General features: G+C 59.5%; 14 protein-coding genes. 11 read left to right on the forward strand and 3 right to left on the reverse strand.

Annotated elements, in window-relative coordinates:
- The first annotated feature begins 32 nt into the window (after window positions 1–32).
- The 3 genes from ACA051_RS07850 (at window position 33) to ACA051_RS07860 (ending at window position 3,409) form a co-directional block, all read left to right on the forward strand.
- A complete protein-coding gene (locus tag ACA051_RS07850) occupies window positions 33–1,223 on the forward strand; it encodes a pyridoxal phosphate-dependent aminotransferase (protein WP_497374284.1) in 1,191 nt (396 codons plus the stop codon).
- Window positions 1,216–2,631, forward strand: a complete 1,416-nt coding sequence (locus ACA051_RS07855; protein WP_497374286.1) for an aldehyde dehydrogenase family protein — start codon at window positions 1,216–1,218, stop codon at window positions 2,629–2,631. Before ACA051_RS07850 ends, ACA051_RS07855 begins: the two co-directional genes overlap by 8 nt.
- Window positions 2,632–2,704: 73 nt before the next feature.
- Window positions 2,705–3,409, forward strand: a complete 705-nt coding sequence (locus ACA051_RS07860) for an NAD(P)H-dependent oxidoreductase (protein WP_497308965.1) — start codon at window positions 2,705–2,707, stop codon at window positions 3,407–3,409.
- A 200-nt stretch (window positions 3,410–3,609) separates the two neighbouring features.
- Here the strand turns inward: ACA051_RS07860 and ACA051_RS07865 are convergent, their stop codons facing one another.
- Window positions 3,610–3,801 carry a YegP family protein gene (locus ACA051_RS07865; protein ID WP_010462174.1) on the reverse strand — a complete coding sequence of 64 codons (192 nt, stop codon included), beginning with the start codon at window positions 3,799–3,801 and terminating at the stop codon, window positions 3,610–3,612.
- A 277-nt stretch (window positions 3,802–4,078) separates the two neighbouring features.
- Here ACA051_RS07865 and ACA051_RS07870 point away from each other — a divergent pair, with 277 nt between their 5' ends.
- The 6 genes from ACA051_RS07870 to ACA051_RS07895 all read left to right on the forward strand — a co-directional run bounded on the left by ACA051_RS07870 (window position 4,079) and on the right by ACA051_RS07895 (window position 9,677).
- A complete protein-coding gene (locus ACA051_RS07870) occupies window positions 4,079–5,047 on the forward strand; it encodes a glycosyltransferase family 2 protein (RefSeq protein WP_497308967.1) in 969 nt (322 codons plus the stop codon).
- A 3-nt stretch (window positions 5,048–5,050) separates the two neighbouring features.
- Window positions 5,051–5,761 (forward strand): class I SAM-dependent methyltransferase, encoded by a 711-nt coding sequence (locus tag ACA051_RS07875; RefSeq protein ID WP_497308969.1) that lies wholly within the window; start codon window positions 5,051–5,053, stop codon window positions 5,759–5,761.
- On the forward strand, window positions 5,758–6,144 hold the full coding sequence (locus tag ACA051_RS07880) for a GtrA family protein (protein ID WP_497308971.1): 387 nt from the start codon (window positions 5,758–5,760) through the stop codon (window positions 6,142–6,144). The genes ACA051_RS07875 and ACA051_RS07880 overlap by 4 nt, the downstream gene beginning before the upstream one ends.
- Complete coding sequence (locus ACA051_RS07885) at window positions 6,141–8,255, forward strand: DUF6311 domain-containing protein (protein ID WP_497374288.1); 2,115 nt, start codon at window positions 6,141–6,143, stop codon at window positions 8,253–8,255. Before ACA051_RS07880 ends, ACA051_RS07885 begins: the two co-directional genes overlap by 4 nt.
- A 72-nt stretch (window positions 8,256–8,327) precedes the next feature.
- Window positions 8,328–9,254 carry a LysR family transcriptional regulator gene (locus ACA051_RS07890; RefSeq protein ID WP_497374289.1) on the forward strand — a complete coding sequence of 309 codons (927 nt, stop codon included), beginning with the start codon at window positions 8,328–8,330 and terminating at the stop codon, window positions 9,252–9,254.
- Between the two features lie 57 nt (window positions 9,255–9,311).
- Window positions 9,312–9,677, forward strand: a complete 366-nt coding sequence (locus tag ACA051_RS07895; RefSeq protein WP_497308977.1) for a 5-carboxymethyl-2-hydroxymuconate Delta-isomerase — start codon at window positions 9,312–9,314, stop codon at window positions 9,675–9,677.
- 3 nt (window positions 9,678–9,680) lie between these two features.
- On the opposite strand, the gene ACA051_RS07900 is transcribed toward ACA051_RS07895, so the two are convergent.
- Window positions 9,681–10,616 carry a LysR family transcriptional regulator gene (locus ACA051_RS07900; RefSeq protein WP_497308979.1) on the reverse strand — a complete coding sequence of 312 codons (936 nt, stop codon included), beginning with the start codon at window positions 10,614–10,616 and terminating at the stop codon, window positions 9,681–9,683.
- A gap of 224 nt (window positions 10,617–10,840) precedes the next feature.
- Complete coding sequence (locus ACA051_RS07905) at window positions 10,841–12,034, reverse strand: cyanate transporter (RefSeq protein WP_497374291.1); 1,194 nt, start codon at window positions 12,032–12,034, stop codon at window positions 10,841–10,843.
- A gap of 514 nt (window positions 12,035–12,548) precedes the next feature.
- Between ACA051_RS07905 and ACA051_RS07910 the strand changes: the two genes are divergently transcribed.
- Together ACA051_RS07910 and ACA051_RS07915 are read left to right on the forward strand one after the other, a co-directional pair.
- On the forward strand, window positions 12,549–13,931 hold the full coding sequence (locus ACA051_RS07910) for a glutamine synthetase family protein (protein WP_497374293.1): 1,383 nt from the start codon (window positions 12,549–12,551) through the stop codon (window positions 13,929–13,931).
- A gap of 179 nt (window positions 13,932–14,110) precedes the next feature.
- Entirely contained in the window at window positions 14,111–15,760 is a 1,650-nt protein-coding gene (locus tag ACA051_RS07915; protein ID WP_497374295.1) for a phosphoethanolamine transferase, read from the forward strand.
- Window positions 15,761–15,802 lie beyond the last annotated feature (42 nt).

A 15,802-nucleotide genomic window follows, 5' to 3' on the forward strand; every position in this document is an offset into this window, starting at 1 on the left:
TTTTTTAAAAGGCTTTTTTAGGGGATGGGACCATGCGCTTTTCCGATCTGACTCAACGCATTGCTGGTGACGGCGCTGCCGCCTGGGGCATTCATTACCGCGCTTTGGCGCTGCAAGAGCAGGGCGAAGACATCCTGCTGCTGTCAGTCGGCGACCCGGATTTCGACACCCCGGTGCCGATTGTGCAGGCGGCCATCGACAGCCTGTTGTCCGGCAACACCCACTACGCCGACGTGCGTGGCAAACGCGCACTGCGTGAAAGCATCGCCCGGCATTACGCCAAACGCAGTGGCCAGCAGGTCTCGGCGGAGCAGGTCACCGTACTCGCCGGGGCGCAATGCGCGTTGTTTTGCGTTGCGCAGTGCGTACTGAATCCGGGCGATGAAGTGATCGTCGCCGAACCGATGTACGTGACCTATGAAGCCGTTTTCGGTGCCTGCGGCGCGGTGGTGATTCCGGTGCCGGTGCGTTCTGAAAACGGCTTTCGGGTGTTGCCTGAAGACGTCGCCGCACGCATCACCCCGCGCACTCGGGCGCTCGCGCTCAACAGTCCGCATAACCCGTCGGGTGCCAGTTTGTCCCGCGGTACGTGGCAGGCGCTGGCGCAGCTGTGCATCACCCACGACCTGTGGCTGATTTCCGATGAGGTCTACAGCGAGTTGCTGTTCGACGGCGAACACATCAGCCCGGCGAGTTTGCCGGGCATGGCCGAGCGCACCGCGACGCTTAACAGTTTGTCGAAATCCCATGCCATGACCGGCTGGCGCATCGGCTGGTCGATCGCGCCGCCCGCCCTGGCCGAGCACCTGGAAAACCTCGCGCTGTGCATGCTCTACGGTTTGCCGGATTTCGTGCAGGACGCCGCCGTCGTCGCACTCGAAAGCCATTTGCCGGAGCTGGAGGCGATGCGCGAAGCCTATCGCCAACGCCGCGATCTGGTCTGCGACTGCCTGGCCGATTGCCCCGGCGTGCACGCCTTGAAACCCGATGGCGGGATGTTCGTGATGGTCGATATCCGCGACACCGGGCTCAGCGCCCAGGCGTTCGCCGACCGCTTGCTTGATCGCTACGGCGTCTCGGTGTTGGCCGGCGAAGCGTTCGGCCCGAGCGCTGCTGGGCACATTCGCCTGGGACTGGTGCTGGGGGCGGCGCCGTTGCGTGACGCCTGCCAGCGAATTACTCGTTGCGCCACTGAACTGATGGAAGCCCACGTCTATGCATAACCACAAGACGCTGTTTATCGATGGACGCTGGCAAACCCCGTCGGGGCAGGACATCGCCGAGGTCATCAACCCGGCCACTGAAGAAGTCGCAGGCTCGGTGCCGCTGGGCGATGAGCGCGATGTCAACAACGCGGTGGCTGCGGCGCGCCGGGCCTTCGGTCCATGGTCGCGGACGCCGTCGAGTGTTCGCGCCGGTTACCTGCGTGCGCTCGCCGAGCAGTTACGTGCGCGGGCCGACGAGATGGCAGCGGTCATCACCACTGAGTTGGGGATGCCGGTGCAATGGTGCCGCTCGGTGCAGGTCGACGGGCCCATCATCGGCCTGGAGCAATACGTCGAACTCGCCGGCTTGATGGATGAAGTGCGCGAGGTCGGCAATTCGCTGGTCATCCGCGAGGCGGTCGGTGTGTGCGCCTTCATCAACCCGTGGAACTACCCGCTGCATCAACTGATTGGCAAGCTCGCGCCGGCGTTGGCCGCCGGTTGCACCGTGGTGGTCAAGCCGAGCCAGGAAACCCCGCTGCACGCGTTTTTGCTGGCGCAGATGATCGAAGCGATCGGCTTGCCGGCGGGGGTGTTCAACCTGGTCAGCGGTCCGGGTTCGAAGGTCGGTGAAGCACTGGCCAAGCACCCGGACGTGGACATGGTTTCGTTCACCGGCTCCACCGGCGCCGGAGTTCGCGTAGCACAAGCGGCGGCGCCTTCGGTGAAGCGCGTGTGCCTGGAACTGGGCGGCAAGTCGGCGCTGTTGATTGCCGAAGACGCGGACCTGGCCGCCGCCGTGCGCTACGGCGTGCAGGACGTGATGATCAACTCCGGGCAGACCTGCACCGCGTTGACCCGCATGTTGCTGCCCGCCAACCGTTACGCCGAGGCCGTGGAACTGGCGATTGCCGAAACCCAAAGCCTGCGCATGGGCGATCCGCTGGACCCGCAGAGTTTCCTCGGGCCTATGTGCTCGGCGGCGCAGCGTCGCACCGTGCGGGACTACCTTCAGGTCGGTCAGCAGGAAGGCGCGCGGCTGGTGTATGGCGGCGATGCAACGCAAGCGTTCGAGCGCGGCTACTACGTCAGCCCGACGCTGTTCGCCGATGTCGATAACCGCATGCGTATCGCCCAGGAAGAAATCTTCGGTCCGGTGCTGTGCCTGATTCCTTACACCGATGAAGCGCAAGCGATTCAGATCGCCAACGATTCGCCGTTCGGCTTGTCCAGCGGTGTCTGGGCCGGCAGCACTGAGCGCGCCTTGCACCTTGGGCGGCAGTTGCGTGCCGGGCAGTGCTTTCTCAACGGCGCGGCGTTCAATTATCAGGCGCCGTTCGGGGGCTACAAACAGTCGGGCAATGGCCGGGAATGGGGAGAAGAAGGGCTCAACGAATTTGTGGAAGTGAAGGCGATCCAGGTGTGAGCTTTGACGACACCGACGATCTGCGCACCGTTATCGCCCACCCATAAAACCTGTAAACGTTTAGGGAATTGCCATGAAAGTTTTGATTGTCCACGCTCACCCGGAGCCGAAATCCTTTACCGCTGCCCTGCGTGACCAGGCGGTGGCGACCCTTGAGGCCCAGGGGCATGAGGTCCGGGTCAGCGACCTGTACGCGATGAACTGGAACCCGGTGGCCAGCGCCGATGACTTTTCCTCGCGGGAGAACCCCGAGTACCTGGTGTATGCACTGGAGCAACGACTGGGGGTGAAAAGCCAGTCGCTGGCGCCGGACATCCAGCAGGAACTCGACAAGCTGTTGTGGGCTGACTTGCTGATCCTGAACTTCCCGATTTTCTGGTTCTCGGCCCCGGCCATGCTCAAGGGCTGGATTGATCGGGTGCTGGTGTCGGGTATCTGCTACGGCGGCAAGCGTTTTTACGATCAGGGTGGATTGAGCGGCAAGAAGGCGCTGGTTACCGTCACCTTGGGCGGCCGTGAGCATATGTTCGGTGATGGCGCGATTCACGGTCCGCTGGAGGACATGCTGCGGCCGATCCTGCGCGGCACGCTGGCCTATGTCGGGTTTGACGTGCTGGAGCCGTTCGTGGCGTGGCATGTGCCGTACATCAGTGACGAAGCGCGCAAGGATTTCCTGCAGAGTTATCAGCAGCGTCTGGAGCATCTGAATGATGACCGGCCGATGCAGTTTCCGCGGTTGTCGCAGTTTGATGAGGCGTTGTATCCGTTGCCTGGTTGAAAGGGGCTTTTGGCTGGGGCATGAGGTGTTCTTTCGGGCCTCTTCGCGAGCAAGCCCGCTCCCACATTGGATCTGTGGCGTTCACAGGTCTCCTGTGGGAGCGGGCTTGCTCGCGATGGGGCCAGTGAGTTCAACCCAAAAAACGAACTATGCCGAAGCTGTTCCCGGTCACTGAACAGGTTCGGCAGAGGTGATCGGGTTTAAATCTCCTTCACCGGCGTTTCACCCTCAACCCCTTTGATCAACCCGATGGCATGCAGGCAATCCGCCTTGTTCACATACGACTCGCCACTGGCGATCGTCTCGTGGTTCCCCGCCCTCAAGCGCCAGCGCCATTGTCCTTTTCCGGTGCTCGGCGTGCCTTTGGATTGCCTGTAAATCTCGAAATACATTCTGCTCGCTCCATGCGATGGGTCATTGCGACAACCTGTGTGCCGCATCGGGGGCAAGCCTAGCGGAGCTGGGTTTTTTGGCCATCAGGCATTTGTTTCCAGGCATTTGAAAATATTTCAGCCAGCGCAACCGGGCCGGCACCAATGGCCAAAACCCCCGCAGTTTCGCCCTTGCATCACCTCCCGCGGTCCTGCTTAATACGAAACGGCTCATGGCGTCGAGCAGCTGTCGGCGACCTCGGATTGTAGAAAAATCACTATAAAAAAGAGCAATCAATTGACTCATCAGCACGGAACGCAACTGACCGGGCATGTGCAGCTTTCACTCGTGATCCCGGTGTTCAATGAAGCGGCGACCATTGATTTGTTCATCGCGCGGATCACTGACGTCTTCAAGGATGAAACGCTGATCGGTCTGGAAATGGTGTTCGTCAACGACGGCAGCACCGACACCACGCTCGACCTGCTGCTGGAGCGTCAACAGACCGATTCGCGCCTGCGCATCGTCGATCTGAGCCGCAATTTCGGCAAGGAAGCGGCCCTGACCGCCGGCTTGCAGACCGCCACTGGCCAGGTCGTGGTGCCGATCGATGTCGATTTGCAGGACCCGCCCGAAGTCATCCTCGAGATGATCGCCCTTTGGCGTGAAGGCTATGAAGTGGTGCTGGGCCATCGTGTGAGTCGCAAGACCGACTCCTGGGCCAAGCAAACCTCGGCCAACTGGTTCTACCGCCTGCACAACAAAATTGCTGAGCAACACCTGCCGGAAAACGTCGGCGATTTTCGGCTGATGGACCGTTGTGTGGTGGATGCCCTGCAAACCCTGCCCGAGTCCCGGCGCTTCATGAAAGGCCTGTTTGCCTGGGTCGGGTTTCGCACCACCTACGTGAACTACGAACGTCTCGAGCGGGTAGCCGGGGCGAGCAAGTTCAACGGTTGGCGCTTGTGGAATTTCGCGCTGGAAGGCATCACCAGTTTCAGCACCGAACCGCTGCGCATCTGGACATATCTGGGGCTGCTCGTTTCGCTGATCTCTTTCTCGTTCGCCATTTTCATCATCTTGCGCACCCTGGTTTCCGGTGTCGATCTGCCGGGTTATGCCTCGCTCATGGTTGCCGTCACGTTTCTGGGCGGCCTGCAATTGATCGGCATCGGCGTACTGGGTGAATACCTGGGCCGGACGTACATCGAGTCAAAACGCCGCCCGGTGTATCTGGTGCGGCGTGTCTACGACCCCAAGGACTGAACCATGGATCTCAAGGAAACCGACATCCTCGGTTCAAGCATCGATCAGCATTGGTATTACGCCTCCAAAGCGGCGGCCACCACGCGAATGCTGGGCGACACGCCGTTCACAAGGATTCTCGACGTGGGCGCAGGCTCCGGGTTCTTTTCCCACCATTTGCTGACGCATTCGGCGGCCCGTGAAGCCTGGTGCGTCGACATCAGTTACGACGATGATTCGGACGCCACCACCGCCGGTAAACCGGTGCATTACCGTCGCGGCATCGACTCGGTGGACGCCGATCTGGTGCTGCTGATGGACGTGCTGGAGCATGTCGACGACGACGTCGGGTTGCTCAAGGCTTACGTCGATAAAGTCCCCTCCGGCAGCCGTTTCCTGATGACGGTGCCGGCGTTCCAGTTTCTCTGGAGCGGGCACGATGAGTTCCTGGAACACAAGCGCCGCTATACCTTGCCGCAGTTGGAGAAGGTGGCGCGGGAGGCCGGCTTGACCGTGAAGCAAGGGGCTTACTACTTCGGCCTGGTGTTCCCGATTGCCGCCACCCTGCGTTTGTTGCCCAAGGGTGCACAACCGTCGCCACCACGCTCGCAACTCAAGCAGCACCATCCGCTGGTGAATACGCTGTTGAAGACGCTGTGCAGCCTCGAACTGCCGTTCATGGGTGCGAATCGTCTGGCCGGGTTGACGGTGTTTGTCCTGGCGCAGAAGCCGTGACGTCAGCCGAAAAATCCGCCTTGATCAAGCGTGGCCTGCGCTTTGCCGTGACCGGGCTGTTCGTCACGGCCCTGCATGCGCTGGTGGCCGTGTTGTTCATCCATTACGTGCTGCCTCTGCCGCCTTTGGCCAATGGCGCGGCATTCGCCGTGGCGACTGTGGTGTCTTACCTGATCAATACCACCTGGAGCTTTTCCGCCCGTTTGCACGGCCGAACGCTGCTGCGCTTCATGATGGTTTCCGCTGCCGGTTTTCTGCTGGCGATGCTGGTGGCCTGGGTCGCGCAAATGGCCGGACTGCATTATTTGTTGGGCATCTGCGCGGTGGCGCTGACCATTCCGGCCTTCACTTTTGTATTGCATAACTTCTGGACGTATCGATGAAGGATTTCGCTAAACGCCTGCCGCTCAACCTCTTGCCGCTGTTGATCGGTGTTGTGGCCTTTTTCCTCATCATCGGGCCACGGGCGCTGAACCCGCAAAACATCGCGTGGCTGGGCAATGGCGATCCGGCGACGCATTACCTGGGATGGGCTTTTTTCCGGCAGTCGCCGTGGACTTTTCCCATAGGGCTCAATCCTTCCTACGGGTTGGAGTTAAGCAATGGCATCATTTTTTCTGACTCCAATCCACTGCTGGCCTTCTTGTTCAAACCGTTCGCATCACTGCTGCCTGCGCCTTTCCAGTATTTCGGTCTGTGGTTCCTGGCCTGCTTCGTTTTGCAGGCGTGGTTCGCGTGGAAACTGGTTGGGCTGATTTCGTCGCATGTGGGCGTGCGTGCCGTAAGTACGGCGCTGTTTCTGTTCGTTCCCCCTATGATCATGCGTATGCCCTTCCATTTGTCGCTGGGCGGGCATTTTCTGGTTCTGGCCTCGTTGTACCTGAGCCTGCATCCGCAATTGCGTCGTCGACGCCTGGCCTGGGGCGCATTGCTCGGGGCGGCCGCGTTGATCCATGCGTACTTTCTGGCGATGGTTGCACTGATCTGGATCGCCGATCTCGCTGCTGGCTATTTCAGGAAAAAACTGATGCTACGGGCGGCGGCAATCGAATTTGTCGTGCTGTTTTCACTGGTCAGTTTTTGCTGCTGGCAGGCGGGCTATTTTTCGGTGGGCGGCGACGGCGCGATATCGGACGGTTTTGGCATGTACGCCATGAACCTGTTGTCACTGATCGATCCGGGGCAGTGGTCCTATGTACTGAAGGATTTACCCGGTGTTCAGGGGTTCGGTGATGGCGAAGGGTTTCTTTTTCTGGGACTTGGGCTGATAACGCTGAGTGTCTGTGCTCTGGTCGGTCTACTGCAGGGCAACACCGGTTTTGGTCAGCGATTGGGCCGGCGACCAGTTTTGCTGTTCGCGCTGGTGGGGCTGTGTATCTTCTCGATTTCAAACCATGTGGCTCTGGGCTCGCTCGAATTTACCTATCCACTGCCACCGGTGGTGATTTCTGTCGCCAACGTTTTCCGTGCATCAGGACGAATGTTCTGGCCGGTGTACTACGCGATTATCTTCGCCATCATTTTCCTGGTGATTCGCGCCAATTCGCCGCGCACAGCTTTGAGTTTGCTGTCTTTGGCGTTGCTGATACAGATTCTGGACACTCACGCCGGCTGGATGGGGGTTCGCAAGCAATTGATGGTTGAATCGGCTTCGAAGTGGGCGACGCCCATGGTTGATCCGTTCTGGAAAAACGCAGCTGCCCATTACAAAAACATTCGCTGGATTGTTCCGCAGAACCTCTCCCTGCACTGGATGGCGGTTGCTGATTTTGCCGGTGCCCATGGCATGGCAACGAATGCCGTTTATCTGGGGCGGATGGATACTGCCAACTGGAAACGCGCCGATCAGGAGACTGGTCGTGCAATGGCTTCGGGCAAATATGACGCTGACACTTTGTACCTGCTTGATGAACGGGCGTTGCTCCAGTCTGTAAGGAACGTTGACACCCAAACGGATCTTTTTACCAGGATTGACGGGTTCACGGTGCTTGCTCCGGGCTGGAAACAATGCAGCGCTTGCTTGCAGGCGACCTCGCAAGTCAACCCGCTGACGCTGGTTCCCTCCGTCGAACCCGGACAAAAAACGCTGTTTAACTATGGCAGCAAGGGAAGGGCGCTGCTGGCAAAGGGCTGGTCCGATTCCGAGCTCTGGGGCACCTGGTCCGAAGGCACCGAAGCTGAAGTCATGTTCCGGGTCCCGACGACCGTGCATTCCTTGCGTCTGGAGACCACGGCGTTCCTGCCGCCTGGACATGCCCGCCAGAGTGTCGACATCCGCATCAACGGCATGCCGGTCATGAATGCCCGGCTTGAGCAGGCCGATGGCAACATTATCGATGTGCGCCTCACCGCCGAGATGCAACAACGGGTGTCGCGTCAGGGCGTGTTGAGTTTGCAATTGCAGTTTGCCGACGCCGTCAGCCCGAAACAATTCGGGATAGGACAGGACGAGCGAAAACTCGCGCTCGGGTTGAAGACCTTGACGGTCAATTGAGGACGGGTGCACGTAGACGCTCCCGTCGTGCCTTTCTACACTGCCTGCTGTGTTGGGGCCCGGGGGCAAGGAATGAATCGCAACGAACTGCGCAAGGCTGACATCAACCTGATGGTGGTGTTCGAAACGTTGATGCTCGAGCGCAACGTCACGCGGGTGGCAGAGAAGCTGTTTCTCGGCCAACCGACCATCAGTGCCGCGCTCAACCGCCTGCGGACGATGTTCAACGATCCGCTGTTCATTCGGGTAGGCCATCGCATGGAACCGACCGCGCGGGCCGAAGAAATCATCCTGCATCTGTCGCCGGCGCTGGATTCGTTGTCGGTAGCCCTGAGCCTGACCCACGATTTCGACCCGACCAGCAGCACCATGACCTTTCGCATCGGGCTGTCGGATGATGTCGAGTTCGGCCTGCTGCCGCCGCTGCTACGCGCCTTGCGCCAGGAAGCGCCGAAGGTGGTGTTCGTGGTTCAGCATGTCGATTACTGGCGCATTCCCGACTTGTTGGCCTCCGGCGATATCACGGTCGGCATCAGCCAGACCCGCGGCCTGCCGGCCAACGCTAAACGCAAGTTACTGCGGCACATCCAGCCGAGCATTTTGCGCGCCGATGCTTCGGACACCCCGCTGACCCTCGACGAATATTGCGCGCGCCCACATGTGTTGGTGTCGCACACGGCCAACGTCAGTGGCTACGCCGATGAATGGCTGGCAGAAATCGGCCGTACGCGCCAGGTCGTGCTGTCGGTGCCGCAATACAGTTCGTTGCCGGCCTTGCTCGCCGGCACCGACCTGATCGCCAGCCTGCCGGATTACACGGCCGAGGCGATGGCCGCCTCAGGGCAACTGTTCAAGGAACCCTTTCCGTTCAAGACCCCGACGCTGGACCTGTCCATGGTCTGGCTCAGCCATGTCGATACCGACCCGGCCGAACGCTGGTTGCGCGCGCGGCTGGAGGCGTTCATGAGTGAGCGCCCGGAGTTGCCGCTGCCCAAATGAGTCAGGCGACGCTGTGTTATATGTAAGTCCTTTCTGCACACTACCAGGAGCCAAACCATGCCCCACCTGCACATGGAATACACCGCCAACCTGCCCGGCCTGAACGCCGACGTGGCGTTGATTCGGCTCAATAATGCCTTGGTGGCTTCCGGTCAGTTTGCTGCGGAGTTCGATATCAAGAGCCGTGCGGTGAAGGTCGAGACGTTCAAGGTCGGCACGGCGATGGGGGAAAGGGCGTTTGTGCATGTGAAGCTGGCGCTGCTGAGCGGTCGCCCGCCGCAGATCAAAAAGCAGTTGTCCGATAGCCTGCTGGCCGTGGTGCAGGAACTGTGTGAATGGCCGACGGGGGTTGAAGTCCAGTTGTGCGTGGAGATCCTCGATATCGACCGTGAGTCCTACACCAAGACCGCCATCGGCCACTGATTTTCAGGCCATTTCCTGCTCGGCGCAGGCTTTGATCACTTGCTCGCGCAACCACGTGTGGGCGCTGTCCTGATCGACGCTTTGATTCCACTGCATCTCCAGGGTGAAACCCGGCAAGCCGTTGGGCGCTTCGCAGTGATTGAAGACCGCCTCGTTGGCCAGCAATTGCTGGATACGGCGGGGCAACGTCAGGATGAAGTCGGTGCCGGTGATCATTTTCAGCGCCGCGCTGTAGCTGTTGGAGCGCGCGATAATCTGCCGTTTGTGCGCCTGTCGCGCCAGCCAGCCATCGACCATGTTAGTGGTGGACGTCCACGGCGTCGGAAACACATGCCGGCGTTCGACAAACGCCTTCAGGCTTAAACGTGGTTCCAGTGGCGTGGCGCGTTTGTCAAAGACGCAGACCAGATCATCTTCCAGCAACAACCGGGATTTGAAGTCGCTGTGGCTGCGATGAAGATGGGGGCCGAAACAAATCACCAGGTCGAGGCTGCCATCGCGCAGGTCTTCGGCGGGGATGTCGGTTTCGAACTTGTGCATGTTGACCATCACCGGCAGGTCGGCGAAATCAAAGCTTTTCAACAGGCGCGGCAGGATCAACTGCTCGAAGTATTCCGGTGCGCAGATATTGAACGTGACCGGTTGCAAGGTCGGGTCGAACGCCTGGGCGCCGGCGTGGCAGAGGTTGATGCTTTCGAGGATCTTCAGCACATGGGTGTACATGGTGCTGGCTTTGTAGGTGGGGCGCATACCCGTGCGGGTATTGATGAATAACTCGTCTTCAAAACTGGTGCGCAGTTTCTTCAGGCAGTAACTCACGGTGGACTGGCTGACGCAAAGCGCCTCCGACACACCGGTGACGCTGCTTTGCTCATACACGGCGACAAACACCATGAGGTCCTGCATATCGAGCTTTCTAAGCAAGTTACTGTTCAGCATCCGTTCTGTCTCGCTGTGCTCCTTGCGCTGACTGTGCGCAAACGTGTGCGAACGATCCTAACGGAACGATGGTGCCAGGAGAATGCCCTGTAAGAAGTTTCGCTGTCGGTTGTGGGACAGAAAATGTTGCGAACACGACGCCTGAATCTGATCCCACAAAACATGGCCAGAAGCCTCTATCCCGAACGGTGGCAGGCATTGCATGGCAAGGTGATGAAGGCGGCTTAGGTCTCTTCAGGAAATTGTTGGGCGTAATACTGTGGATTGAAACGCAGGGCCATCAGGATCATCAGCGCCATGACACCGATCAGGCACCACCAGGCCCATTCGAAGCTGCCCGACTGATCGCGCACGCTCCCGGCCATCAGCGGCGAGAGGCCGGCGATCAAGTAGCCAATGCCCTGTACGAAAGCCGTCAGCCCGCCAGCGCGTTGCGGGTTGTCGAGGTGATCCAGCGACACAATAAGGCTCATCGGGAACAGGCCGCCGATGCCCAGCCCCAACAGGCACGGCCAGAGCAGGCTGAAGTGTTGCGGGCTGAGGATCAGCCCGCAGAAACCGGCCATGATCAGCGCCAGCAACACCACCAGCACCAGACGTCGGTCACGGCTGCGGTTGGCGATGGCGGGGGTCACCAGCCCGGACACCACTTCCATGGCCGTCAAGAAGCCCAGCAGCAAACCGGCATTTTGTTCGCTCCAGCCCTTTTCCACGTAGTACGGCGCCAGCCAGGCCAGCACACAGGTGTAGGACGCAGTGCCCAAACCGAAGAAGATGGCGAGTAACCAGGCGCGGGAATTGGTGAAGTAGGATGCCTTTCGTGGGACTTGTTCCTCGGGCTTTGGTGCCACGTGGCGTCCGGCCGTCCAGAACAGCAATGCTACCAGGGCCAGCGCGGCCCAGATAGCCAGCCCCACGCGCCAACTGCCGGTATGGGCCATCACCAGGGGCGCAAACGAGGCCGCTATTGCCGCACCGCCCATGATCGACGTCACATAGAGCCCCATGCAGACGGGAACGTTGTCGCTGAATCGGGATTTGATCAGCGCCGGCATCAATGCCTGGATCAGCGCAATACCAATGCCGGCCAACATGGCGCTGAGGATCAGTTCGGTGGCCGAGTCCACGAACAGCCGCGTGACCGTGGCCAGGCCAATGATCAGCAGCGAAATCACCACCGTGCGCTGTTCGCCGAGGCGTTGGCTGACGCTCAAGCCGAAGTACATCGCCAGCCCCATGGCCATGACCGGCAACATGGTCAGCAGCGAGGCCAGGCTGAAACTCAACGGGATGTCCCCGCGAATCGCCGACAGCAAGGGCCCGACGGCCGCCATAGACGGCCGCAGGTTCAGGGCGACGAGGAGGATGCTGACCATCAGCCAGAGGGCAGGGCGGGAAGTTGCGCGAACGTTTTCCATCAATCGGACCTTGAATAATCAGGAGCCGATTAGGCGCGCGAGGGCGGGAGGCCGCAAATCAGATAGTCCGTAGCGGTATTTAAAAATCAAATACCTTCGCCTCAACACGGTTCCCCTGTGGGAGCGAGCCTGCTCGCGATTGCGGAGTGTCAGTCGATGCATGTGTTGGCTGACATTGCGCAATCGCGAGCAGGCTCGCTCCCACAGGGGCTATTGGTGTTTGGGAGATGGATTGTTTAGTCCGTCCACACCCAAAGTTCTTCAAATCCCGATTTAACGACCTGACCGCCCGTGTGACGCTGCTGCTCATCTGTTTTATGCGGTTATTTCTATGGACGGTTGCCCCGTCGCACTTCCCTCCGAATTAGCCTTCTGGGCGCTCTGGCACTGCCGTCACGCGCGCCCACCGGATTCCTGCCTTTCCCGTTGATTCTTCTGACAGGTCCTGCGCTGTGCGCCGGGATCAAACCGGCAGCGCCCGCGCGTTGCCTGACGCGGAAATAAGAGAATTCCCATGAGTTGTGCCACGACCTCCTTCGCCACGAAGCAAGAAGCTTTGACCTTTCTCGAACAGAACCCGGATATCGAGATGTTCGAGTTGTTCATCCTCGACAACAACGGCGTGCCTCGGGGCAAGTTGCTGCATCGTGATGAACTGCTGGCGGTGTACGAAAGCGGGCGGCCTTTGCCCAGCACCATTCTCGGCCTGACCATCAACGGCGATGACGTGGAAAACTCCGGGTTGGTCTGGGACGTCGGCGACATCGATTGCAGGGCCTACCCGATCAGCGGCAGTTTGACGCGCATGCCGTGGCGGTTGATTCCGACGGCGGCGGTGCAGGTCAGCATGCATCCAAAGGAAGGCATGCCGGCGACGATTGCCGATCCTCGGCATCTGCTGGCGAAGGTGATCGAAGGCTTGCAGGCCGACGGTTATTACCCGGTGATGGCGGCGGAGCTGGAGTTCTATTTGCTGGATCAGCAGCGCGACGGCAACGGTCGGCCACAACCGGCGCGGGACGTCGATGGCGGACGACCGCGCTCGACGCAGGTCTACGGTTTGCGTGAGCTGGAGCAAATCGAGCCGTTTCTGGCGGATCTCTACAGTGCCTGCAAACTGCAGGGTATTCCGGCACGCACGGCGATTTCCGAATACGCGCCGGGGCAGGTGGAAATCACCCTCGAACACCGCACCTACGCGCTGCAGGCGATGGACGAAGCGGTGCGCTACAAACGGCTGGTCAAAGGTGTCGCGCATAAACACGGGATGGCCGCCTGCTTTATGGCCAAACCGTTCGATGACCTGGCGGGCACCGGCATGCACATGCACGTCAGCCTGGCGGACAAGGACGGCAACAACCTGTTCGCCAGCGAGTCCCCGGACGGCACGCCACTGCTCAAACACGCGGTCGGCGGCATGCTCAGTACCTTGCTCGATTCGTTGCTGCTGTTCTGCCCGAACGCCAACTCCTACCGTCGATTCCAGACCAACAGCTATGCGCCGCTGGCAGCGACCTGGGGAGTGGACAACCGCACCGTGAGTTTGCGCGTGCCCGGTGGCCCGGCGTTCTCCCGGCACATCGAGCACCGCATCTGCGGCGCCGACGCCAACCCATATCTGGCGGCAGCGGCGATTCTGGCCGGCATCCATCGCGGTATTCGCGAACAGCTCGACCCGGGTGCACCCGTGGAAGGCAATGGTTACGCTCAGGCCGCGGAATTGTTGCCAACCGATTGGCTGACCACCTTGCGGGCGCTGGAAGGTTCGAGCTGGGCGCGTGAAGCGTTCGGCGGAGAATTCCTTGGCGTGTACCTGGCGGTGAAGCGCGCCGAGTATCGGCAGTTCATGGGCGAAGTCGGGGAGCAGGACTGGCGTTGGTATTTACATCAGGCCTGAACAAAAGCTGAACCATTCTCAAATAAGTTAAAAGTGTCGATCTCATAACAGGAGCCAACTAATCGTTGGCTTCTTTTTCACAAAAAATTGATGGTTGGCTGCCTAAAGTTAGTGCTGTCACGGTAAATGAAATTTTCACATTTGCCGAGGGCCCTTCTTTTCAGGAACAGCCAATCATTATGTTGAAGTTCAAGCCCGTGCGCCCGGAGTGGGTGACACTGATTGCCAGCGCCTTTCTTTTGACTGGCTTTAATTTAGTGCTCTGGCAGCACCTGTTTGATATCACCGCGTCCGACGGCAAGGGCATCGTCCTGCGCGTCGCGTTCGGCGTGATGATTCTCGCGGCGTTCAATATTGTGCTGACCTTCCTGGCGTTCCGGCGGGTGATGAAACCGGTGTTGATGCTGATCTTCATGATCAGTGCTGGAGTGGCTTACTTCATGAGCCAATACGGTGTGCTAATCGACACCGGCATGTTGCGCAACTTTGCGCAAACCAACGCGACGGAAGTGCGTGATTTACTCTCGTTGAAGTTGCTGGTCTATATTCTTCTGCTCGGTATTTTGCCTTCGTGGTTATTGTGGAAAGTTCCGGTTAATTACCGCCGCTGGCACCGTGAGTTGTTAAGTAAGGCACTGGTGAGTGTCGCTTCAGTCGCGGTCATCGGTGGTGTCGCTCTGGTGAACTATCAGGGGCTGTCCTCGTTGTTTCGCAATCACCATGAATTGCGTCTGATGGTGGTGCCGAGTAACTACATCGGTGCTTCGCTCGGTTTTATGCGCGAGCAAGTCGTTTCCGCCCGGCAGCCGTTCGTCAGAGTCGGTGAGGATGCCCAGCGCAATCCCGCCTGGCAGACTCATGGGCGTAAATCCCTGACGGTGTTGGTCGTCGGCGAAAGTGCCCGGGCCGAGAACTTCGGCGTTCTGGGTTACAACCGCGACACCACCCCAAAACTGGATAAGGAAGCCGGCCTGATCGCGTTCACCGATGTGCATTCCTGCGGCACGGAAACGGCCGTGTCGGTGCCGTGCATGTTCTCGAACATGGGCCGCAAGAATTACAACGCCAGCACGGCGAAGAATGAAGAGGGCCTGCTGGACGTGCTCAAGCGTGCCGGTCTGGACGTGATCTGGCGTGACAATCAATCGGGCTGTAAAGGCACGTGCGACCGGGTCACCCTCGATGACGTCAGCAACCTCAAGGACCCGGTGCTGTGCGCCAACAGTGAATGCCGCGACGAAATTCTCCTGCAAGGCCTGCAGCACTTTATCGACACCCTGGATAAAGACACCGTGCTGGTCCTGCACCAGATGGGCAGCCATGGCCCGGAATACTTCAAGCGCTACCCGAAAGAGTACGAACGCTTTACTCCAGTCTGTGAAAGTAATGCGCTGAACAATTGCAGTCGCGAAAGTATCGTCAATGGCTACGACAACACGCTGGTGTACACCGACCACGTTCTGTCGACGTTGATTGATACGTTGCGCAGCAACCAGGACAAAGTCGATACCGCGATGGTTTACCTGTCGGACCACGGCGAATCCCTGGGCGAATACAACCTGTTCCTCCATGGCACGCCTTACATGCTGGCACCGGAACAACAGAAACACGTGGCCATGCTGGCGTGGTTCTCCGACAGCTACCAAAAGTCGTTCTCGGTGGACACCCATTGCCTGCAACTTAGCCGCGACAAGCCCCTGAGCCAGGACAACCTGTTCCATTCGATGCTCGGTCTGCTGGAGGTCAACAGCAAGGTCTACAACCAGGATCTGGACATGTTTGCCGGTTGCCGCGGCGCCGTGATCGACGGTGTGTTGGCCAAAGAGTAAGCGTTTCGACCTTTTTTTCACGTACCGGTCGCTAGCCTGCGA

It is taken from the genome of Pseudomonas sp. LBUM1669, assembly GCF_059695705.1.